This is a genomic window from Metabacillus sp. cB07 (assembly GCF_016839225.1).
In the GTDB taxonomy this organism is placed as follows: domain Bacteria; phylum Bacillota; class Bacilli; order Bacillales; family Bacillaceae; genus Bacillus_P; species Bacillus_P indicus.
Genome location: NZ_CP069296.1, coordinates 654,248 through 675,021, shown reverse-complemented (window position 1 = coordinate 675,021; position 20,774 = coordinate 654,248). Strand labels below are relative to the sequence as shown.

21 protein-coding genes are annotated in these 20,774 nt (G+C 43.1%); 5 read left to right on the top strand and 16 right to left on the bottom strand.

The window, feature by feature from the left end; genetic code table 11:
- Positions 1-18 precede the first annotated feature (18 nt).
- Positions 19-1,527: a methyl-accepting chemotaxis protein gene (locus tag JOJ89_RS03530; RefSeq protein WP_203289593.1), complete on the bottom strand. Its 1,509-nt coding sequence runs from the start codon at positions 1,525-1,527 to the stop codon at positions 19-21.
- A gap of 120 nt (positions 1,528-1,647) precedes the next feature.
- On the opposite strand from JOJ89_RS03530, the gene JOJ89_RS03525 reads away from it, so the two are divergent.
- A complete protein-coding gene (locus JOJ89_RS03525; protein WP_203289592.1) occupies positions 1,648-2,886 on the top strand; it encodes a M14 family metallopeptidase in 1,239 nt (412 codons plus the stop codon).
- The gene (locus JOJ89_RS03520; RefSeq protein ID WP_203289591.1) at positions 2,886-3,665 is read left to right on the top strand and encodes an alpha/beta hydrolase; all 780 of its coding nucleotides are present in this window, start codon (positions 2,886-2,888) and stop codon (positions 3,663-3,665) included. Before JOJ89_RS03525 ends, JOJ89_RS03520 begins: the two co-directional genes overlap by 1 nt.
- 74 nt (positions 3,666-3,739) lie before the next feature.
- Here JOJ89_RS03520 and JOJ89_RS03515 read toward each other — a convergent pair whose 3' ends face one another.
- The 4 genes from JOJ89_RS03515 to JOJ89_RS03500 all read right to left on the bottom strand — a co-directional run bounded on the left by JOJ89_RS03515 (position 3,740) and on the right by JOJ89_RS03500 (position 8,792).
- Positions 3,740-4,738: an inorganic phosphate transporter gene (locus tag JOJ89_RS03515; protein ID WP_029285356.1), complete on the bottom strand. Its 999-nt coding sequence runs from the start codon at positions 4,736-4,738 to the stop codon at positions 3,740-3,742.
- 11 nt (positions 4,739-4,749) lie between these two features.
- A complete protein-coding gene (locus JOJ89_RS03510) occupies positions 4,750-5,370 on the bottom strand; it encodes a DUF47 domain-containing protein (RefSeq protein ID WP_029285358.1) in 621 nt (206 codons plus the stop codon).
- 203 nt (positions 5,371-5,573) lie between these two features.
- Positions 5,574-6,836, bottom strand: coding sequence for a dicarboxylate/amino acid:cation symporter (locus tag JOJ89_RS03505; RefSeq protein ID WP_029285360.1), 1,263 nt, complete (start codon positions 6,834-6,836; stop codon positions 5,574-5,576).
- 924 nt (positions 6,837-7,760) lie between these two features.
- Positions 7,761-8,792, bottom strand: a complete 1,032-nt coding sequence (locus JOJ89_RS03500) for a DctP family TRAP transporter solute-binding subunit (protein ID WP_203289590.1) — start codon at positions 8,790-8,792, stop codon at positions 7,761-7,763.
- 102 nt (positions 8,793-8,894) lie between these two features.
- Between JOJ89_RS03500 and JOJ89_RS03495 the strand changes: the two genes are divergently transcribed.
- The gene (locus JOJ89_RS03495; protein ID WP_203289589.1) at positions 8,895-10,472 is read left to right on the top strand and encodes an ATP-binding protein; all 1,578 of its coding nucleotides are present in this window, start codon (positions 8,895-8,897) and stop codon (positions 10,470-10,472) included.
- A complete protein-coding gene (locus JOJ89_RS03490) occupies positions 10,473-11,159 on the top strand; it encodes a response regulator (RefSeq protein ID WP_277987851.1) in 687 nt (228 codons plus the stop codon). It begins immediately after the preceding gene.
- 101 nt (positions 11,160-11,260) lie between these two features.
- Here JOJ89_RS03490 and JOJ89_RS03485 read toward each other — a convergent pair whose 3' ends face one another.
- The 10 genes from JOJ89_RS03485 to JOJ89_RS03440 all read right to left on the bottom strand — a co-directional run bounded on the left by JOJ89_RS03485 (position 11,261) and on the right by JOJ89_RS03440 (position 19,613).
- Positions 11,261-11,719 (bottom strand): SRPBCC family protein, encoded by a 459-nt coding sequence (locus tag JOJ89_RS03485; RefSeq protein WP_029285368.1) that lies wholly within the window; start codon positions 11,717-11,719, stop codon positions 11,261-11,263.
- A complete protein-coding gene (locus tag JOJ89_RS03480; RefSeq protein WP_203289588.1) occupies positions 11,716-12,060 on the bottom strand; it encodes a MerR family DNA-binding transcriptional regulator in 345 nt (114 codons plus the stop codon). The genes JOJ89_RS03485 and JOJ89_RS03480 overlap by 4 nt, the downstream gene beginning before the upstream one ends.
- Positions 12,061-12,251: 191 nt before the next feature.
- On the bottom strand, positions 12,252-12,452 hold the full coding sequence (locus tag JOJ89_RS03475) for a hypothetical protein (protein WP_203289587.1): 201 nt from the start codon (positions 12,450-12,452) through the stop codon (positions 12,252-12,254).
- A gap of 100 nt (positions 12,453-12,552) precedes the next feature.
- Complete coding sequence (locus JOJ89_RS03470) at positions 12,553-13,137, bottom strand: histidine phosphatase family protein (RefSeq protein ID WP_203289586.1); 585 nt, start codon at positions 13,135-13,137, stop codon at positions 12,553-12,555.
- 648 nt (positions 13,138-13,785) lie between these two features.
- Positions 13,786-14,508, bottom strand: a complete 723-nt coding sequence (locus tag JOJ89_RS03465) for a ThuA domain-containing protein (protein ID WP_029567207.1) — start codon at positions 14,506-14,508, stop codon at positions 13,786-13,788.
- A gap of 83 nt (positions 14,509-14,591) precedes the next feature.
- Complete coding sequence (locus JOJ89_RS03460) at positions 14,592-15,413, bottom strand: carbohydrate ABC transporter permease (RefSeq protein WP_203289585.1); 822 nt, start codon at positions 15,411-15,413, stop codon at positions 14,592-14,594.
- Complete coding sequence (locus tag JOJ89_RS03455) at positions 15,410-16,276, bottom strand: carbohydrate ABC transporter permease (RefSeq protein WP_029567206.1); 867 nt, start codon at positions 16,274-16,276, stop codon at positions 15,410-15,412. Before JOJ89_RS03455 ends, JOJ89_RS03460 begins: the two co-directional genes overlap by 4 nt.
- A gap of 41 nt (positions 16,277-16,317) precedes the next feature.
- A complete protein-coding gene (locus JOJ89_RS03450; protein WP_203289584.1) occupies positions 16,318-17,550 on the bottom strand; it encodes an ABC transporter substrate-binding protein in 1,233 nt (410 codons plus the stop codon).
- Between the two features lie 103 nt (positions 17,551-17,653).
- Positions 17,654-18,664: a LacI family DNA-binding transcriptional regulator gene (locus JOJ89_RS03445; RefSeq protein ID WP_029567204.1), complete on the bottom strand. Its 1,011-nt coding sequence runs from the start codon at positions 18,662-18,664 to the stop codon at positions 17,654-17,656.
- A gap of 121 nt (positions 18,665-18,785) precedes the next feature.
- Complete coding sequence (locus tag JOJ89_RS03440) at positions 18,786-19,613, bottom strand: alpha/beta fold hydrolase (RefSeq protein WP_029567203.1); 828 nt, start codon at positions 19,611-19,613, stop codon at positions 18,786-18,788.
- Positions 19,614-19,772: 159 nt separating this feature from the next.
- Here JOJ89_RS03440 and JOJ89_RS03435 point away from each other — a divergent pair, with 159 nt between their 5' ends.
- Positions 19,773-20,222: a hypothetical protein gene (locus tag JOJ89_RS03435; protein ID WP_029285408.1), complete on the top strand. Its 450-nt coding sequence runs from the start codon at positions 19,773-19,775 to the stop codon at positions 20,220-20,222.
- Between the two features lie 63 nt (positions 20,223-20,285).
- On the opposite strand, the gene JOJ89_RS03430 is transcribed toward JOJ89_RS03435, so the two are convergent.
- Positions 20,286-20,711, bottom strand: a complete 426-nt coding sequence (locus JOJ89_RS03430; RefSeq protein WP_203289583.1) for a ferritin-like domain-containing protein — start codon at positions 20,709-20,711, stop codon at positions 20,286-20,288.
- Between the last annotated feature and the right edge of the window lie 63 nt (positions 20,712-20,774).

Here is a 20,774-nt window from a genome sequence, read left to right as displayed (position 1 = left end):
AATAAAAAAGTATGAATTTTAACCTGCGGTTTTTTCTTCTGCTGCGGCATGCAGCATTGCCGCTTTTTCATCAACTCCTTCAGCAAATGAGGCGATTTCCTGAAGAGATGCACTCATTTGTTCCATGACAGATGCCACTTCAGAAATTCTGTCCTCATTTCCACTGTACTGTGACCTGAGCTGATTTATGCCAATTCTCACACTGTTGCCATTATGCTGAAGCTCCTCAATAATTCTTACCAGTTCATGGAGATGCTGATTGTTTCCTTCCTGAATTAAAATCAGCCGGTCAAAGTCATTTGCTGCATTTGAAATAGAAATTACACTGCTTTTAACGATAGAATCTGTATGATGAAGCCCTCCAATTACTTTATCTTTTGCAGCAAGGATTTCCTGAAGAATGCTTTGAATCATGACGGAGGATTCAGATGACTGTTCGGCAAGCTTGCGGACCTCATTTGCCACTACTGCAAATCCCTTGCCATGATCGCCCGCGCGCGCAGCTTCTATCGCTGCGTTCAATGCAAGCAGATTTGTCTGATCCGCGATTGCCTGAATGTGTTCCATCACAGATTCTACTTCGTTTGTCTTCCGGGCAAGGAGCTGGACATTATCCATCGATGAAGCAGATGAATCTTTGATTTTATCAATTGATTCCACCGTTTTATTCAAGTTAACTTTATTGGATTCAATCATTTCCATCGCAAGGTCTACATTGCTGTCAAGCTGCTGTGTAAACGTCAGCGAATTTTCAAGCTGCTTATACATGCTGCTGACTTCAGTCACCGCACCATCCATTGTTTTATACAAATGCTGTGAATCCTGATGAATGGATTGGATGGACTGGTTGACTTCGATGACACCGCTGTTGGAATCTGAAACGATGTGATTCAAGTGGGAAACATGCTCTGAAAGCTGCCTTGCAGACTCCTGAACGGAATCAAGCAGTCCATTAAGCTGACCCTTTAAAGCTTCACTTTCATCCAGCATCTCTGAAAACCTTTTTGTACTATTTAAAAATAATATCCCGATAAGGATAAATTGAATGCCATAGTAAACAGCTGTCAGCACAGACCGGTTTAAACTGGTTTCAATGACAAGTTTGTCAGCCAGCCAAAGATGAGAAAACTGGGCACTAAGCAAAAGCGGAATCAGAACGATAAATGTTCTTTTCATAAGCTGAAAATCCGCATACAGACCGGCAACTCCAAGCGGTATGAGCCAGACAAACGGCACGTTTACCCACGAATCAGTATGCAGGACAAAGGCAAATATGATCATACTGCCTATTGACAGGTTTTTGAATCGTTCTTTCTTTTCAGAAACTCTGTAATAAATGACAGGTATTAAAAATAAGGAAAAGAACAGCTGGTAAGCTATATTAATAACCGTCAGATCCGGCAATCCGTACATAACAATCTGCAAAACATTGTTCAGTGCAAGTACAATGGCCGCAGCCACAAACACCTTCATCAGAGTTGCATTTACATTTTCTTCATTGCTCTTCTTTAAGGATGAATTCTTCATCTTTTTCCTCCTTCTGACCTCTCTCCCTTATATTTCGTCATATTTTTCCAAACTTCTACTCTTTCAGAAAATTTTCCAATATAATGATAGAGTCAGAAAAAAAGAAGAGGAATAGGTACTATGATAAAAAAAGGAATAATGATTCTAACAGGAGCAGCCGTTTTACTCGTTTTCATTTATCCGTACGCGATTCAATCACTTAATCAGCGGGACACCCACTCTATGGAAGACGTTTTTCCAAAGTCGTATGATGAATCGAGGCAAACTTTTTTATCATACGAGAACGTCCTGAGGCCAAAATGGACGAATGTCCGGCACGATTCCTTCAACTTGAATGAAAAAGAAACGATAGATTCAATCAGGGCGGATGCAACAGAAGAAAAAGAAAACCTTATTGTGCTCACAGGAGGCGTGCACGGAATCGAAGGGTATGCCGGGAGCGCGATGCAATCCATTTTTGTCAGAGAGCTTGCAGGACAGCTGAATGAAAAGACAACCGGCCTGCATATCGTCCATGCCGTAAACCCATGGGGAATGAAAAATGAACGCCGCTATAATGAACACAACGTTGATTTGAACAGAAATTTTGTCTATGACTGGAACAGCTTTGACCTCAGCCAGAATAGAAACTATGAGGAGCTGAATGAGTTTTTTGAACGTGAAAAAAGGGTTGGGCACATGCTGCTTCATGATGCAGGGTTTTATTCCAGGGTTGCAGCGCGGGCTGTGACGAGCGGAACATCTGCGATTGAACAGGCCCTTCTTACAGGCCAGTATGCATATCCTAAAGGTGTCTATTACGGCGGAACGAAAGACGAACCTTCTACAGCCTATATGAAAGGTTTATTTAAAGATATTTTGGAAAGCGGCTATAAAAAAATTGTTCACATTGATCTTCATACAGGTTACGGTCCCCGCTATCAAATGAGCATTTTCAGCTCATCAAAAGAAACAATGACAGAAAAAGAAGCGGAGAAAGCATTCAATTATCCACTCGTTTTCACCCCGGATTCGAAAGATTACTATGTGACAAACGGTGATATGACGGAATATTTTTACAGATTAAAAGAAGACCTTTCCCCAGAAAAAGAGCTCTACTCCACTACTTTTGAATTTGGTACACTTGGAGATGGGACCGTTGCTTCCATTCAGTCTCTTAAACGGACAATTGAAGAAAATCAGCTTTATTTTAATCAATCCGGCAGCAAAAAGTCAGAAGATATTATACATAATCGTTACCTGGAACTGTTTTATCCGTCTGAAGAAAAGTGGAGGAAAAAAGCAGCTGCCGATTTTAAAGATGCTGTTAATGGCGTTTTAGCTTATAAGAAAATTTTGCGTGAAGAGGAGATAGAATAATGATCGAGACATTTAAAGTATCCATTTCCGACTTTGATTTAGAGAGACAAGTCACTGTTTTTCTGCCTGAATCCTATCGTCAAGGCAGCGATTCCTACCCAGTCCTCTACATGCACGACGGACAGAACCTGTTTGAAGACAGCAAAGCAAGCTTTGGGGTAAGCTGGGGCTTGAAAGAGCACCTTGAAGAGAGTGGCATGAACCTGATTGTTGTGGGCATTGACTGCAATCATGAAGGATATGGACGTTTTGATGAGTACGGACCATGGGTGAATCATACCCTTGCAAAGGATCTCATCGGGGAACCGGGTGAGCTTGGAGGAAAAGGAGAAGCCTATATTGATTTCATCGTAAATGAGCTGAAGCCTCTCATAGACGGGAAATACCGGACACGGCCGGATGAAACAGCGATGGCTGGAAGCTCAATGGGCGGTCTCATTTCAACATATGCCGCCTGCAAATATCCTCGCATTTTCAAAAGAATCGCCTCGGTCTCTTCTGCCTATTGGTTTAACCAGACCGAGCTTGAAGAGCTGATTAAAGAAAGTGACCTCTCTTCTATTGAACGTTTTTATATGGACGTGGGCACGAAAGAGGGCACAGCTTCTGTCCGCTGGCAGGATTACATAGATTCAAGCAACAGCGTTTACGCCCTGCTGAAAGAACGGATTGAAAATTGCCGGTACGACATCGTACAGGACGCTGAGCATAATGAAGCGGCGTGGAGAAAACGGGTGCCGGAGATATTGGATTACCTATACTCTGATAAAAAAGCGTGAATCTGCGGATTCATGTTTTTTTCATTTCTGACTATACATAAAAAGCCCTCCAGCACGCTGGAGGGCATCATCTATTAAAAGAATAAATTCAGAATGAAGTAAGAAATTGCTGCAAGTGTGGCTGAAATCGGCAAAGTAATAAACCATGTAATCACCATTGTTTTAGCCGTTCCCCATTTAACGCCTTTCAGTCTGTGTGCAGAACCTACACCCAGGATGGAAGATGAGATAACGTGTGTTGTACTTACAGGCAAATGTATAAGAGATGCGCCAAAGATAACGGCAGCTCCTGTAACGTCAGCTGCAACTCCGTTGACTGGACGGATTTTCATAATTTTACCGCCAACGGTTTTAATAATTTTCCAGCCGCCGACGCTTGTTCCAAGACCCATGGCAAGTGCACAGGAGAACTGAACCCACCACTGGATATCCGTAGTGCTCTGAAGATTTCCCGCAATGAGAGCCATTGTAATGATACCCATTGCCTTCTGAGCATCATTTGTTCCGTGCGTATAGGACTGCAGCGCTGCTGTTGCCACTTGGATCGCACGGAAGTTGCGGTTTGTTTTTGTCAGGTTGTTGTTTTTAAAAACGACTTTAAAAATGCTGTAAACGATATAACCTACAACAAAAGCAAGGATCGGAGACAGAATCAGGGCCTGAAGAATTTTCAGGAAACCGGTATAGTTCAGGGAGCTGAAACCCGCAGCTGCAATGGCAGCACCGGCAATTGAACCGATAATCGCATGAGACGAACTGCTTGGTATTCCGTAATACCATGTGATTAGGTTCCAAGTGATGGCCGCAATTAACGCTGCAAGAATAACAACTGAACCGTTTTGAAGTGTAAATGGATCAACGATGTCTTTCGTAATTGTTTTCGCGACACCTGTAAAAGTCATCGCACCGACGAAGTTCATAACTGATGCCAGAATAATCGCCTGTCTTGGCTTCAGTGCTTTCGTTGAAACCGAAGTCGCGATTGCATTCGCCGTATCATGGAATCCGTTAATAAAGTCAAACGCCAGGGCAAAAATAACAATAAGTATGGTAAGAATCAGAATTGTATCCATATAATCGCCTCTTACGCGTTTTTCATGATGATAGTTTCAAGTGTATTGGCTACACCCTGGCAGCTATCAGCAATCTCTTCTAACGTTTCATAAATCTCTTTATGCTGAATAATTTTAATCGGATCTTTTTCTGTTGCAAATAAGTTTTTAACAGCTGTGCGCAGGTAGTTATCACAGTTTGATTCAAGTTCTTTCAATTTAATAGCATGTGTGCGGATATCAATCAGCTTTTTATTTGAAAGCAGATCAATCGCTTTTGCAATTTCAATTGTACACTCATTGATTGTGTCAACAAACTTAACCATATACTCAGTAGGCTGTGTGACAGAATACATTTCAAAAAGCGCAGCTGAATGCTCGATGCCATCCAAAACATCGTCCATGATCATCGCAAGCTGAAGAATGTCTTCGCGCTCAATCGGTGTAATGAAAGCTTTGTTAAGCTCCATAATAATGGTGTGAACATATGAATCACCTTTTGATTCATATTCTTTGATTGTTTCCGAGAACACTTTCAGGTCGTTTCCGTTTTTGATTTTGTAATCATAAAAGTATTGACCTGTTTCTTTTAAGTTCTCAGATATTTGACTTAACATTTCAGAGAACTTATCTTTTTTTCTCTTAATAGCCATTTCTTTTTCCTCCAAGGAGCCAAATTGGTTGTTTTCTCTATCTCTCTATTTGCAACTTAGAAAGTATATAACTTTATGTCGAATCAGAAAAGACTTTGTCGTTAATTTTAACAATTTCTTTACAAAGGATTAATATTGGTAAAGTATTCATATGTTATGTTTTTCTGATATGCAAAAAAAAAGCGGAACATGTCCGCTTTTTTTTACTTTGCAATAGAAATCGGAGCTGAACCTGATTGATCTTTTGGAGGATGGAACTCATTCTCCATTTTTGAAACAGCTACTGTAGCTACTCCGTTTCCGATCAGGTTCGTAATCGCACGCGCTTCAGACATAAAGCGGTCTACACCAAGGAGGAGTGCCATTCCTTCAACAGGAATCATCGGGAAGGCTGCGAGAGTTGCTGCGAGTGTGATAAACCCTGAACCTGTTACTCCTGCGGCTCCTTTTGATGTAAGCATCAAAATTCCCAGAAGAGTCAGCTGCTGCCAGATGCTCAAGTCGATGCCATATGCCTGGGCAATGAACATCGCTGCCATTGAGAGGTAGATGGATGTACCGTCAAGATTGAATGAGTACCCTGTAGGGATAACAAGACCGACGACTGATTTAGAACAGCCGTACTTTTCCATCTTCTCCATCATTTTCGGAAGTGCTGATTCTGATGAAGATGTACCGAGAACAAGAAGAATTTCTTCCTTAATAAAAGCGATAAACTTAAAGATGCTGAAGCCGTAATATTTTGCAATGGCTCCGAGTACAAGAATGATAAACAGGAACATCGTGATATAAACGGACCCCATCAGCTTGCCGAGAGCAACAAGCGAGCCAATCCCAAATTGTCCGATCGTATATGCCATCGCCCCGAAAGCCGCAAACGGCGAAACCTTCATGATCATATTGACGACTCCGAAGAAAATGTCTGTCAGTCTCTCAAAAAGCTGCACAACCGGCTTTGCCTTTTCACCAACAGCTGCCATCGATACCCCGAACAGAACAGCGAAGAATAAAATAGGAAGAAGCTCCCCCTCCGCCATGGCGCCTACTACGTTCTCAGGAATAATGCCAACCACAAAATCCACAAATCCGTGACTCGTCTCTTCCGCCTGCTCCGTATACTGGGAAACATCCCCGCCTTCAACCGCGTCGGTATTAAAGCCTTCCCCCGGTTTCACAATCCCGACGACGATAATCCCGATCGCAAGCGCAAAGGTCGTCACAATTTCAAAGTACAAAAGAGCCTTTCCGCCGATCCGTCCTACCTTCTTCAAATCCCCCATGCTGCCGATTCCGATAACCACTGTAAAGAAAATAATCGGCGCAATCACCATCTTGATCATCTTAATAAACACATCAGCCAGAACCTTCAGCTCAATCCCAAAAGCCGGAAACAAAAACCCAACCGTAATCCCCAAGATAATCCCGATCACAACCTGAACCGTCAAATTCCTGAAATTAACCTTCACCTGCACCCACCCCTTCATCTTTGTTAGCGCTTACAATATAACCCTTATAATAACTGAACATTTCCACAACAAAAGCTTTAGAACGTAAAGTTCGTTTTGGTCTTTGTGGTCACAGGAAAAGCGGAATCAGCCGTTTAGCTCCGACAGACAGAAAAGAAATCACCCGAAAAGTCCGGGTTTGACTTTTTGGGGGATTTTGTTCTGGCGGAGGAGCTGGCTGATGGAGCTGGACAATGAGAAATGTGGAATCGCTCGTTTAACTCCGGGAGTCAGATAAGGATCCGGCGGAAAAAGCCGGGTTTGCTTTTTTCGCCGGATCTGTTCTGGCCGAGGAGTTGGGCCCTGGAGCTGGACAATGCGAAAAGCGGAGCCGACTGTTCCGGCCTGGCAGTCAGATAAAAAATCCGTGGAAAAGTCCGGGTCTGACTTATAATCCGGATTGAGACCACCAGGCTGACAATCTCACACTTTGGATGCCCTATTAGCGTAGTTGAGAGCCATCAAACTCCCAACCCCCATCCTTTGATGGAACTATTAAGCTGCTATAGAACCACCAAAATACCAACCCCACTCATTTGATGGCACTATTAACTCGGTTTAGAACCATCAAACTACCAACCCCAACCCTTTGATGGCACTATTAACTCTCTTTAGAACCATCAATCCTCCAACCCCAACCCTTTGATGGCACTATTAAGAAGCTTTAGAACCACCAAACTACCAATCCCACTCCTTTGATGGCACTATTAACCCGGTTTAGAACCATCAAGCTACCAACACTAACCCTTTGATAGCACTATTAATCTGGTTTAGAACCATCAAGCTACCAACACTAACCCTTTAATGGCACTATTAATCCAGTTTATTAATTCCTTCCTCGAAAACAAAATAAAGACGCCCCCTACCAGGACGTCCGCATCTTCTCTATTTTCCAGCCTTCCGTATATCCTCTATCCACTCATCTCCATACCGTTCAATATAAGATTGATAGAGCGGCTCGAACACTTTTTCCCACTCTTTTCTTTCATCCGGGCTGAGTTCATGGATGCCGAGCTTTGAGTTTTCCCTCATTCTGCGGAGCTGGGTTTCATTCATTTCTTTTGATTCTGAGAGCATCCACTTTGTTGTGTCGTTCATGGCTTTTTCAATCTGAAGCTGCAGTTCGGGGTCGAGGCTGTTCCAGAACTCTTTGTTCATGAGAACGGAATAGCCAAGGTACCCGTGATTGGAAAGGGTCATATTTTTCTGGAGGCGGTAAAAGCCTTTAGAGTAGATATTGGAGATTGTGTTTTCCTGTCCGTCAAATTCGTTTCCTTCAAGCGCGATGTACACGTCATTAAATGAGGCTGCCTTCGGGATTCCGCCGAGAAGTTCAAACTGTTTTGCAATCGTATCGCTCGGCATAATTCTGAAGCGCTGTCCGGCGAAATCCTCCGGCTGAATCAGTGTCCCGCTGCTGCTTGTCATCTGTTTGAAGCCGTTCCCCCATAGAGCAAGGCCCTTCATGTTCTCCTCTTCCAGCCTGCTGAGGAGACGCTGTCCAATTTCTCCTGTGTAAACTTCTTCTACATGCTCTTCGCTCCTGAAAAGAAAAGGAAGGTCGAGCACCTGCCACTCAGGGATAACCTCGGTCATTTTTGAGTAGGAAGGCGCAATCATCTGCACGTCTCCCCTTTTCAGCGCGGCAAGCTCCTGTTCGTCTGAATACATGATTTCATTTGGAAAGATCTCTACCTTGATTTTCCCGTCCGTCCGTTTGGCAATGAGTTCTGCAAATTTTTCCGCTGCAAGTCCTTTTGGGGTATTTTCAGCCACAACGTGACTGAACTTGATCACAATCTGGTCGCTCAGCCCCTTCTGTTCATCATCTTCCTGCAGCGCTTCCATGGAGTCATGAGAGAACACGGCAATCAAGATCAGCACAGTAAGCACACTTGCACTAATAAACCATTTCATTTTTTTCACCATTTCAGTCATTTAGTAGATTCATTGTATCACGAGTTTTTTCCTCATGTTAAAATAAAAGATATTTTACTGTTCTGAAAATGAGGAGCCGCTATGAAACGCATATCAATTCTATGGAAAATTACAGGGCTGATTTTCTTTATCCTTGGATTCTCTCTTTTTCTCGCAGGCATCGTACTGATTGGAAATTACATCAGCGGAAAGGAAGAGGAACTGAAGGCCCGTTCGTTTGTTACGGCTCAGACAATCGCAGAGCTTCCTGAAGTAAAAGAAGCTCTTGAACAGGGTGACGGCGGTTTGAATGAAGTGATCGACCGCTTAAGGGTCATCAACAACGCCAACTATATTGTCGTGATGAATATGGACCGCGTAAGACTGACTCATCCCGTACACGCGAGGATCGGCACCGCTTCTGAAGGGGCGGACGAAGGACCTGCTTTTGCCGAGCATTCCTATACGTCAAAAGCAAAGGGCGAAATCGGAACCGTGATGAGGGCATTTGTGCCTGTTATGAATGATGGACACGAACAGATTGGGGTCGTGCTGGCGGGATATAAAGTGCCGTCGTTCGCTGAAGTGCTTGAGAATCTGGCGTTTGAAATTGCGATTACCTCAGGGCTTTCGCTTTTGTTCGGCGGCTGGGGCGCCTGGATTCTTGCCAGGCAGATCAAAAGGCAGATGTTTAAGCTTGAGCCGCATGAGATTGCGAGGCTGCTAGTTGAGCGGACAGAAACCTTCAATGCGATGCATGAAGGCGTCATTGCGATCGATACAGATGAAAACATCACCATCTTCAACAAGAAAGCAAGGAGCATGATGCGGATTGAAGGTGATGTTACAGGCAGATCCATCCGGGAGGTCATTCCGGACACCGCACTGCCCGAAATCCTTGAGCTCGACCATGGCATCTACAGCAAGGAACTCACGGTTCACAACCTGAACATTCTGAGCAACCGCGTGCCAATTAAAGTGAACGGAGAAACCATTGGCGCTGTCGCCATTTTTCAGGACCGGACAGAAGTGAAAAAGATGGCAGAAGAACTGACAGGCGTACGGGCATTTGTAAACGCTTTACGCGTTCAGAATCATGAATATAACAATAAGCTTCATACGATTGCAGGCTTAATCCAGCTCGGCAATTATGAAAAGGCGCTGCAGTTTGTTTTTCAAACGACCGAAGAACAGGACGAACTGATTCAATTCCTGAGCAGTAATATTAAGGATGAAAGCATTGCCGGTCTGTTGCTGAGCAAGATCCGCCGCGGAAAAGAGCTTGGCATTGCGGTAGAAATCGACCGAAGCAGCAGGTTCGAACGTTTTCCTCCCAGAATCGATCATCACGATCTTGTTCTTATTATCGGAAACTTGATTGAAAATGCGTTTGACTCCTTTCAGCACGGCGCGTGTTCCAAGCCGCGCATCTTTATCAGCCTGGAGCAGGATTCCGGGCAACTGATGATCATTGTCGAGGACAATGGAAGCGGAATACGTGAACAGGTCCTTCCATTTATTTTTGATCAGGGTTTTTCTACAAAAGGAGGAAGTGAGCGCGGCATTGGACTCTATATGGTCCGGCAGCTTATTCACCAGGCAAACGGCAGCATTCAGGCAGAATCAGAAGAAGGTGCGGGAACAAGCTTTACTGTCACTTTTCAGATGGAGGAGATGTAAGTGGATCAAGTGAACGTTCTGCTGATTGAAGATGATTTAATGGTGCAGGAAGTGAACCGTGAATTTTTAAACCGGATAAAAGGATTTGCAGTAGTTGGCATGGCCCCAAATGGCGCGGAAGGACTGGATCTTGTCAAGGAGCTTTCCCCTGACCTTGTGCTGATTGATATGTACATGCCTAAGATGAACGGGCTCGACACGATCAAAGCCATTCGTGCGGAAGGCCACAGAGCTGACATCATCGCCATTACGGCAGCAAGCGATATGGAGACAGTCCGGCAGGTCCTGCAGCACGGCGCTGCCGACTACCTCATGAAGCCTTTTAAATTTGAACGGCTCAAAGAAGCGCTGGAGCGTTATTTGCAGTACCGCAAGATGATCAATGAAAAAGTACAGCTGACCCAAAAAGAACTGGATGCCATCCGCTTTCAGCGGGATGAGCCGAAAGCGGTGCAGGATCTCCCAAAAGGGCTTCATGAAGTCACTCTTCAAAAAATACTCGGTTTTCTATCTGATCAAAAGGAACCTGTATCTGCAGAGGATGTAGCCTCACATGTCGGAACTGCGAGAGTCACAGCAAGACGGTATCTGGAGCATCTGGAAAAAGAGGGTGTCCTTTCTCTTGATATTCAGTATGGCGGAGTCGGACGGCCTGTTAATAAGTATGTGGTTTCTGGAAACGGGTAGGCGGGGAGGTGGCTCCCCGCTTCTTTATTAACAATTAGATTGGTAAGTTTTTATTATATTGAGCCGCTTTCTTTTTTCAGTTAAAATCTCGGTAAAACTATTTAATAAGTAGATCTCATTGCTTCTTGCTCAACCAATTCCATAAATTTTTGTACCACCTGATTATTATTTTTCTGGCTGCTGAGTTTTAACATAGCTCTGCCAACAAAATTAACTCCTTTGTTTTGGCCCTCATAAATAAATTTCGTGTGCATATCATCAACCTTAACTAATGTAAATGTAAGAGTAATTTCAAATGCATTTCCTAATACAAAGGCAATTTTCTTCAATTTCTTGCTCTCATAATCTTCATAGGCTAATGTTTCGACAATATAGGTTTCCACACGTTTTCCTTCACGATATTTCTGCTGATGTTTTGCCCCCACTTCTCCTTCCATCTTCTCAACTAATTTATGTTCTTCGACTTTCGGCATAATTTTCTTAATGTTTTTATCTGAAAACAGTTCCCACACCTTTTCAATATTAGCTTTAATAGTCATTTCTTCTTTCCATTGAATCATCCATTTTCCTCCTTTCCAGATACAAGAAATTCATCAATCTCTTCGATTCGTTGACGAAGATTTTCAATCTGCATCTTTATCTTTTCTCTTTTTTGGATTAATAAATCTTCTAAATGAGCGAATGACTCATCCTCCATCACAGAAAGCATCTCCTGTACTGTAAAACCAAATCCTCTCAGTTTTACTAATAGTATTGCAAGGAAGTAACTCCCATCATCGTAATAACGATAATTATTATTCGGATCTATAAGTGCAGGTTCGAGTAATTTAACTTCTGCATAATATCGTAAAGTTTCTTTACTTAATCCAGTCATCTCGGTAAACTCACTTATTTTATACATCCTTATCCTCCTTGGATATATAATAAACCGTGTGGTACACCACACGGTCAATAATTATTTTTCATTATTTCTTTTTTCGGCACATCCAATCCTTCATCAAAAAAATTGCCCAATTCTTCAATAAGAAAAGGCGATCCACTTTGCTGCAATCGCCCCCTTTAGTGGAATAACATTTTAAGCAAACTTAAAACTTATTTATTCCATTTCAGAAGTTCAGCAATAACATCAGAGCTACCAGGTAAAAATAATATTAGTGACATTACAATAAACACAACGCCAATTACAAATAGAAAAATAACTACTTTGACTGAGCGAGGTACATCCTTTTTAAGTGTTCCAATTATTATTAAAACAATACCAATACTAAGCAACAGTAGATAATAAAATCCCATTAAACCACTCCCAAAAATATTTTATTTATAAGAAACCTTTGCTTAATAAATAAGGCAAAAATTCTTTAATAATTACCTTTCATAATAAATGTAACTCTTATTAGCTAACACCGATATTTTCACTCCATAATCTTTGGACACTCACTAATTTGTGTTCATTGAATTCCATTCTATAAATGTCAGGTTTTGATGTACTATGTAAAAAATTCAAGTCATAATTACTATCGAAATATCCCATCATTAAAGTCATCACAGCCCCGTGAGAACCTATTACTACTCTTTTATCTCTAAAAACATCTAATATCTTTTTTAAAACCTTTATAGCCCTTTTTTGACAATCAGCATTTGATTCTCCTCCGACTAGAGCGAAATTTGAGTCTAAAAAAGACCTCTCCAACAGTGGAACCAATTCATTATCAGATATTCGTTCGTCTTCAGAAGAAAACATCCTCTCTTTTAAATCTTCAAATATTAAAACTTCTTGCCCTAATTGTTTTGCTAATTTTTCGACAGTTAAAATTGAACGAATGTATGGGCTTGAAATAACTGCATCAATTTTCACATTTGTCAATTTGTTATACACTCGTTGAGCATCCAAAAGCCCTTTTTCAGTTAAACCTCTTGTTCTTTCATTGCCTTCCCTTGGTGAGTCACCGTGTCTCACCATATAAACAAATGTGCTCATTTTCCCCTCCAATATGGTTCTCTCCGTTCAATAAGAAACGAACCATTTTTTATGAACTGTTTAATTAATATACTGCTCATCGGCGAAAGAGTGACTGCTTTTGTTAAACAACTCTCGTTATAATACAACTGCAACTATGGCATAGAAAATCCATCCTAGATATATTAAACCTAAGCAAACACTTACTACTCCACAATCCTGCCCCTTAATGGAATAACTAATATTTCCATTTTAGCATAATCATACTTTTTTTCTGCTTTAGTTTGTTAAATGGAAATCACATCACTTTGATTGTTAAGATGTGTGAGAATTACTTTACGATTTTCAGTTTTCACTTCTGAATTGAACCCTTTAGGAAAAACTGGTTTGTTAGATTTCTTTAAAATACATGTAAGAATAAGAAGAACTCAACAGCTCTACAGCGAATGACGCCACAAATGGAGTAACCATCACACGGAAAGTGGCAGCACTACGGCCAATGACACCACAATTGGCAAACCCATCACGCAAAAAGTGGCAGCACTCCGAGGAGCCATTATTGCCTCCCGCACAAAAAAATCCGAACCTATTCCAGTCCGGATTTTTCTTGTTCTATCTCACTTTTTCCCCAGTCTCATTTAAGATAATGGAGCAGAAAGTCTATTCTATTTACGCTTTTACAGTAATCTTCTCAAGCGGCTTCGCATTTCCGTAAACCGGGTAGTCACGTTTGACAGGTGCTGCCCATTTCGCTGCGTTTACGAGCACTTTTTGTACTTCTTTGTTGTGGTAAGTCGGGTATGTTTCATGTCCCGGGCGGAAGTAGAAGATTTTGCCGTTTCCTCTTTGGTAAGTGCAGCCTGAACGGAAGACTTCTCCGCCTTCGAACCAGCTTACAAATACTAGTTGGTCTGGAGCCGGAATGTCGAAGTGCTCGCCGTACATTTCTTCTTTTTCGATTTCGATGTACTCGCTGATGCCTTCTGCAATCGGGTGAGATGGATCAACGACCCATAGGCGCTCTTTGTCATCTGCTTCGCGCCATTTCAAGTCGCAGGATGTGCCCATAAGCTTTTTGAAGATTTTAGAGAAGTGGCCTGAGTGAAGAACGACAAGTCCCATTCCTTCAAGAACACGCTTTTGTACGCGTTCAACGATTTCGTCTGATACTTCGTCGTGTGCAAGATGTCCCCACCAGAAAAGAACGTCCGTGCTGTTTAATACCTCTTCTGTCAATCCGTGCTCAGCCTCATCAAGAGTAGCAGTCGAAGCGTCGTAGCCGTTTTCTTTCAGGAATCCGGCGATGGCTCCGTGAATGCCTTCCGGATAGATGTCTGCTACAACCGGGTTTTTCTGTTCGTGTCTGTTTTCGTTCCATACTGTGATTTTCATAGATTGAAATCTCCTTATATTTTGAGTAGTTTGTTAAGTCTTTCTTTTTCCAATATACAATAATTTCACCTAATAGAGAAAAATTATTTTATTGATCCTTTCATGACTCCGCTGATGATCCACTTTTGTGCAAATACATAAACGATAATCATCGGAACAAGAGCCAGAAGGTAAGAAGCAAATGCGAGATTATAATCTGTGCTGAACTGCGACTGGAAAATATACTGCACAAGCGGCAGTGTCGCCATGTCGCTGTCGCTCAGGACGACAAGCGGCAGCAGGAAGTCATTCCAGGCGCCAAGACAGGTCAGAATCGCAACCGTTGCGTTCATCGGGGCAAGGAGCGGGAAAATGACTTTCCAGAACACGCCCCAGGTCGACGCCCCGTCCACAATGGCAGCTTCTTCAAGCTCTTTGGGAATTGACCTGATATAGCCCACATAAATAAAGATGTTAAACGATAAATTGTAGACAATGTACAGAATCACAAGTCCAATCAGATTGTCCATATTCCACAGCGCTGTCTGCCTTACAATCGGCAGCATGATAATCGGGAAAGGAATGAACATCGCACTGACAAAATAGTAAAATGTAAATTTATAAAACTTCTTATGCATGTTGCGTGCAATCGCATAGGCGACCATGGAGTTTGTGAGAACCGTGAAAATCATTACAAGCACAGTGACAAACACGCTGTTTTTCAATGCATTGAAGAAATTCGTCATTTCAATCGCCTGGGCAAAGTTGGCAAGCGACCAGTTCTGCGGCAGAGCAAGCAGATTTCCGGCAAGCTCCTGCGGTGTTTTAAACGCAATTGTAACCGTCAGATACAGCGGAAACAGGATAAACACGGCACCGAGTATCAATAGGATTGTCACTGGCCAGTTGGTTTTCTTGCTGATCATCCGTTCCCCACCTCTCTTTTTTCAAGAATTTTAAGCTGGAAGATGGAAAAGACGACAATGACGATAAAGTAGATCACGGCATTTGCCGACTGATATGCAAACTCCCCGCCCTGGAATCCGCCTCTGTAAATCAGGAGTGAAATCGATTCCGTAGACTGACCCGGACCTCCGCCCGTAAGCGCGATGATCTGGTCAAACACCATCAGGAATCCTTTCATGGAAAGAATCATGTTGATGGTGAAAAACGGCGCAATCAGCGGGAATGTAATTTTCCAGAACTTCGTCCAGATTCCAGCACCGTCAATGCTTGCAGCTTCATACAAGTCTTCTGTAATTGTCACTAGACCTGCAAGGTAAAGAATCGTATTAAATGCAATGGCCTGCCAAACCGCTACAATGACGATTCCAATCCAGGCGAGGTTCGGGTCACCAAGAATGTTTTTGGACAGTGCTTCAATTCCAAGCCCTCCTGCGATATCAGGCAGGAAGTGGGTAAAAATAAAATTAAAGATAAATCCGACGATCAGAATGCTGAGGATGTAAGGCATAAAATACACGGCTCTCAGCGTTTTGCGGAACTTAATTTTTGCATTCAGCCCCATCGCGATCAAAAGACTGAAGAAGTTGACAAGAATCGTTGAGATGATCGCAAACTGAAACGTGAAGCCGTATGCGTGAAGCGCCCGTTCATCCTTAAAGACGTTCAAGTAGTTTTTTAGACCGACGAAATTCCATTCTCCGTAGCCTCTCCAGTCGGTGAAGCTGTAGAAGATCCCCTGGAGCGCAGGGTACGTGTGAAAAATGAAGAACAGGAGAACGGCCGGTATGGTCATGATCATAAACACTTTTTCTTTGTTGCTCATTTTGGTTTCATCTCCAATGCTTTAAGATTCGGGTCCCGCTTTTAGCGGTCCTCAACCTTCTCCCATTCTCTGTCCATCTTTTTCAGGAATGCGTCTTTCTTTTTGCTGATTAAAAATTCCTGAAGAATGTTTTCTGCTCCCATTCCGGCAGGATAGTAATGGTCCTGGAAGCTCGTGATTTTATCCTGCTCAAAGTTTTCTTTGATTCCCTCAAACACAGGGTCTTCCTGGTAGACACCTTCAATGGCTGAAAAGGCCTTCTGTTCGTCGATGTATCTCTTCGCTGTTTCTTTTTCCAGCATAAACTGCAGGAACCTCTCTGCTTCTTTCTTGTGCTCACTGTCTTTGCTCACAGAAAGCAGGACGTCAACACCGGAAATCAGCTTGTTTTTCTCGGGATCGTTCGTTACCGGCATCGGGAATACGCCAAGCTCCATGTCCGGATTTGCTTTTAAAATCTCCGGGATCGCCCAGTTGCCCTGGATGTACATGACGCCCTCGCCATTTGCGAATGCGTTGTTTCCATCCCCGTAAGCTGTGCCGAAGTTATCATCGTGGCCGTATTCAGTAAGAGTCAGCAGTTTATCCGCCACTTCGTCATAGCTTTTGACAAAGGACGTTTTCCCTGAGCTTTTTTGCTGGGCAAACTCTTCACCCGCAAGCACCCCGCCAAGTGAATTGAGGGAGATCATGCCGGTCCAGGCATCTTTAAGCGTAAAGTAGATCGGAATCTCTCCTGCATCCTTTGATTTTTCAAGAACGGAAATAAATTCATCCCATGTCTTTGGAACTTGGAGGCCAAGCTCTTCGAATTTTTGTTTGTTGTAAATGACCGTGTTTGCATTGGTCGCATATGGAAGTCCGTATACACCGTCTTTTTCAGGTCCTACAAGCCTGTCGATCATCTCAAGGTAGGAAGGCTGAACAGAATCAATCAGGTCAGAATCACTGAAATCCTCAAGCACACCCGCTCTTCCAAGCTCCCCGTAAGTCGCGTTCCCCGCAATCAGCATCACATCTGGTATATCGTTTTTGATCAGCTTTGTGCGCAGAACGGTTTCTGCCTCAGGAGGAGAATCGAATTTAACGTTGATATCTGGATTTTCTGATTCAAATTCTTCAATCAGACCCTTATATGTATTGATGTTCTCTGACTTATTTGAAAAGAGGGTGAGCGTCGTTTTTCCGTCCTCGTTTTCACCCGATGAACAACCTGCAAGGATAGATGCGCTGAGCGCAATGCCAGCTGCAAAAATCGTCCATTTCTTTCTCATTCCCATCGCCTCCCCGTAGTAACTAATTTGAGTAAACGTTTACTCAATCCTCCAAAAAAAGAAACGTAAACGTTTACGTAATGGTGTAAAAAAGAGAAGAGAGCTAGCTCCCCAGTTTCAAAACGCTGTTTCTCTCGGCAATTGAATGCGGCATGATCCGGCTTTCAATCAGTTCATCGCCATCCATCAAATCAAAAATCATTTGAGCCGCTTTTTCCCCCATTTCATAAAATGGCTGGGCAAGCGACGTAAGAGGCGGAATCGTCATGTCTGCAATCTTTAAATTGTCATAGCCGATTATGGAAAGATCATCCGGCACCCGTATTCCAAGCCGGTAGGCGGAAGAAATCGCACCAACAGCGATATCGTCGCTTGCTGCAAAAACAGCTGTTACATCAGGAAGCTGCTTCTTAAGCAGTTTCAGCCCTTCTGTTCCGTCCGAGAACTTAAAACCTTTCATTCGTGCTATAAAGCTGTCATCAGCGGGAAGCCCGTAATCGCTCATGGCATCCAGGTAGCCTTCAATTCTCGGCTTCCCTGCAATCATGTCCTGATCATTGCCGCTGATCATTCCGATCCGTTTATGGCCTTGTTTAATCAAATACTGCACAGCCGCATAGGCCGCGCGCCTGTCATCCACTTTTACATAAGGCACGGGATATGCCCGCGATTCTGTAGAGAGGAGCACGAGCGGAATATTCATCTTCTGAATAAACTCGTAGTATTCTTCTTTTAAAATTTCACTTGTGAAAATAATGCCGTCTACACGTTTTTCATTCAGCAGCTGCAAATATTTCATCGTTTTTAGACCGTTTGATTCTGTATGGCAGACAATCACACTCGATCCAAGCTCGTGTGCCGTCTTCTCAATGCCTGCCAGCAGCTCTGTAGCAAGCATGCTTGAGAGCGCGGGAAAAAGAACGCCGATGGTCGAGGTTTTCTTGTTGATCAGCCCTCTTGCAATCGCATTTGGATGATAATCAAGCTCCTCAATGGCTTTGAGGACTTTTTTCTTCGTCTGTTCTGAATAGCCCTTCTGATTGTTGAGAATTCTGGATACCGTTGCAATTGAGACATTTGCCTTCTTTGCAACATCCTTTATGGTATAAGCCATTTCCCACCTTCTCTCCCGCTCTGCCTTAAGAGTAAACGTTTTCGTAAAATGATCGTACCATCAAATGAAAGCATTTACAATATCTTTTTTTCACATGAAAAAGAGCCCTTTGAAAGGACCCTTATTTTTCCCATAGAAAACGGCCGACTTCTGCATCCACCTGTTTGTTTTCATGGAGACCATTATGAGTTGCTTTTTTTGAAACGACAACATGCTCCCGGTACTGGCTCTTTTTAAGATAATCGCCAAAGGCTGTAGCACTTTGAACAGAAACGAGTCCGTCGCCATCTTCTTTTTCACTGATTTTTCCTGCCAGTGAGTAAACCTTAGTGCGGGGATCGAAAGCATTTTCTTCTGCATAGAGCTCCTGCAGGGCTTTTGAACCTGCAATCAGATCGTGTTCTTTTTCGTTGTACCGTTTTTCAAACACTTCCCTCTCAATGCCTTTAAACGGCGTTCCGATGGTCACAAGCTTTTCAACTTTCGGAAATTCTTTTTCCTGCTTTGTTTCCTGAATATAATTGACTGAAACGAGGCCCCCCATAGAATGAGCGACAATGTTGACCTTGTCATAGCCGTATTCTTCCTTCAGCAGCTTCATGATGTTACCGAGCTCAACACTCGTATTTTCAAAATCGGCGTCGTTATCCTCGAAGTACACCTGTATCATAGGGCGTTCAGCTTTTGTGATGTTCAGAGGTGTACATGCTGCCGTCCCTTTTTTGGATGTGCAGATATGCGTTTTTTCACCCCATTCATAGTCTGACTGAAAGCGGTCGAGCATGCCCTCGAACGAATTCACGGTTCCTCTGTATCCGTGTATAAAGACAGTCGGCGTCTGTTCGTCGCTCGCCCGGGTAGGCTCGTCCGGACCCAGCACCTGAATGATCAGGATTGTTAAAAGAATGGCGGCTGCTGCGAATAAAGCGATATTTTTTTTAGAAGTCATAAAAAGTCCTTTCTTGACCTGGCTGTAAGGTTAAAATATACCCCAGGCTGCATGCGCATAAACTGGAAGGTTCATCCTGACGCTAACCACTATCTTTTGCTTCTTTCGCCTGTTTTAGGCGATAATAAAAGAAAGATTTGAAAGAGGAAGGTATTTGCTATGAAAAAACGGACTGCAGCTTTGCTGATTATGGCTTTTATGATTTTGTCTGCCTGCAACCGCCCGCAGATGAATAATGAAGAATACAGCATGCAGAGCATTTATAATGGAACATGGGTCGACAGAGTGAAAGTAAAGGAAGAAGGTAATTTTCTGATTGTGAACTTCCCTGAGGACGGGGGCCAGCTTGCTGAACTAACTCTCGGTTTAAAATCGAAGGACCGCAAAATTCTCAAGGAGCACAAAACAAAAACGACCATCCGCGGCAATGGCGATGGCCCGTTTACGATTGAAGTTCCTGCTCTCGAAAAACCTGTCGAAGGGACCATTTCCCTCCGCGGCGACGAAATCGTCGTCAGCATCAGCGGCCTGAATGAAAAACAGGAAAAAGAACTTGGCCTTCATAACGGCACAAGGCTTTACAGCAAAGTTGAATATGAGCTGAAATAGAAAATTCATGAAATCCGGCAGAAAGCAGCCGGATTTTTTATTTGATGCAAATATATGCTCTGTTTATTTGTTCTGCGTCAGAAAATACAGAAACCAGACAGCATGATTCTGCTCATCAAAAGCAGCCCTTCTAAATGCTTCTTTAATGTATGGCGTGCTGCCGCTGTCTGAAATTGTGTGGTAAAAGTCGACCGTTTCCTGCTCATCTTTAATAGCAGCGGTCAGTCCGGAAATGTAATCTGCCGGGCATTCTTCCGTCTGTTTCGGACTGTATGGCTGTCCGGTCAGACTTTGATAGATGCCTGCAAAGGTTTGATAGTGCTTTGCCTCATCCTGCCTGATTTCCTGAATGGTCTTTTTCTCTTCAGGTGTTTTTGCCTGGATGGCAAGCTTTTCATAACACTGGATGGCATTGTATTCGCCTTCCAGCGCTTTAGCGATATTCTTGATTTCATCCTGATTCTGCCTGTAATAATCGTAGTAATACATAACTCCCTCTCCCCCTTAGAAGGTCACTGTTCATAATATATTTTTCAAATGGGGGATTATGCC